Source organism: Desertibacillus haloalkaliphilus (assembly GCF_019039105.1).
In the GTDB taxonomy this organism is placed as follows: Bacteria; Bacillota; Bacilli; order Bacillales; family KJ1-10-99; genus Desertibacillus; species Desertibacillus haloalkaliphilus.
Genome location: NZ_JAHPIV010000485.1, coordinates 1 through 350 on the forward strand (window position 1 = coordinate 1; position 350 = coordinate 350).

1 pseudogene is annotated in these 350 nt (G+C 48.6%); it reads right to left on the minus strand.

The features are described 5' to 3' along the window. Window positions 1–292 (minus strand): annotated as a pseudogene (locus tag KH400_RS22930) (tRNA (adenosine(37)-N6)-threonylcarbamoyltransferase complex transferase subunit TsaD); the annotation flags it as partial. Between the last annotated feature and the right edge of the window lie 58 nt (window positions 293–350).

Genomic DNA, 350 nt, shown 5'->3' on the forward strand with positions numbered 1-350 from the left:
CCGTAACACCAATCAACAGCGCCCCGACCAAACCAGGCCCTTGTGTCACTGCGATTGCCGTCAAGTCATCATACGTCAATTGCGCATCTTCCAAAGCAGCATCAGCTAACACCGTTACTTGTTCAATGTGGTGACGGCTAGCCACTTCCGGTACGATACCACCAAATCGTTGGTGACTCTTGATTTGTGTCGCTGTCTCCAAGCTCACAATTTCGGTACCATTTTTGACAATCGCCACACTTGTTTCATCGGCACTTGATTCAAAGGCCATGATATAACGTGTTTCACTCATGCTATTCTCCTTCTCCACGCAACGGCAATGTGACATCCATCAAGTAGGCGTCTTCCAC